We start from the raw sequence: 1,037 nt of genomic DNA, 5'->3' as shown, positions 1-1,037 counted from the left end.
CACCCCTTGTATCTGCGCGGAGGAGACTTTGTGCGAGAAGAGCGACTGAGCCTCGAACCGGACGGCCATCCGATTCGAGGCTTGGCGAAGTCGCCCGACACCCCTGCGGTCACAACCGTGGATGAGCCAGGGATCTTCGCCTCCGTCACGTACGACCGAATAGTCGCTTGGCTCCAATCGCACGCACAAGGCAGGTTACCGTGAACAAGACCATCTGTGGAGTGGACGTTTCGAAAGAATGGCTCGATGCCCATGTCGAGCCGAACGGGGCGGCAGGCCGCTTCCGTAACGATGCGGCAGGCATCACCGATCTGGCCGCTTGGTGTCAGGGCCATGGCGTCGAGCTTGCCGTCATGGAGGCCAGCGGCGGCTACGAGCGGGTGGCCTTGCTGCTGCTGTGGGATCTGAGCCTGCCTTGCGCTCTCGTCAATGCGCGCAGCGTGCGCCGTTTTGCAGAGGCGATGGGCTTCCTGGAAAAGACCGATGGGATCGATGCCGCCATGATCGCCGGCTACGCGCAGGCCAAGCGCGTACAGCCGACTCTGCCGCCGAGCCCGGCCCAGCAGCGGCTCAAGGCCTTGGTGGCACGGCTCGGTCAGGTCACCGGCGATCTCACCATCCAGAAGCAGCGCAAGAGTGCTGCCGCCGACACCGAAACCATCGCCAGCCTCGATGAGGTCATCGCGTTGCTCGTGCGCCAGAGCCGCAGGCTCGAGGGCGAGATCGCCTCGCTGATCGACGACGATCCGTTGTGGGCATGCCTTGACCGCGCCTTTCGCTCGCTCAAAGGGATCGCCTCGCGCAGCGTTGCTCGCCTGATGGCCGAATTGCCCGAGATCGGCATCCTGTCCAACAAGGCCATCGCCAAGCTGGCCGGCTTGGCGCCGATCGCCAATGACAGCGGTAAGCGCAGCGGCCGAAGACCGGTGCGTGGCGGTCGCGCCGGGCCCCGGGGCGTGCTCTTCCTCGTTGCCCGCATCGTTGCCAAATACGATCCGCACCTGGCCGCCTTCCAGCACCGGTTGCAGGCCGCTGGA

The 1,037-nt window shown here is 65.3% G+C and carries 1 protein-coding gene; it reads left to right on the top strand.

Annotated elements, in window-relative coordinates; all coding sequences use genetic code 11:
• Positions 1-200 precede the first annotated feature (200 nt).
• Positions 201-1,037, top strand: an 837-nt coding sequence (locus EOA32_RS37400; RefSeq protein WP_145971526.1) for a transposase, incomplete at its 3' end; no start/stop codon positions are given.

Source organism: Mesorhizobium sp. M1A.F.Ca.ET.072.01.1.1 (genome assembly GCF_004023325.1).
Lineage (GTDB): Bacteria > Pseudomonadota > Alphaproteobacteria > Rhizobiales > Rhizobiaceae > Mesorhizobium.
This window is presented reverse-complemented; position numbering and strand designations above follow the sequence as displayed.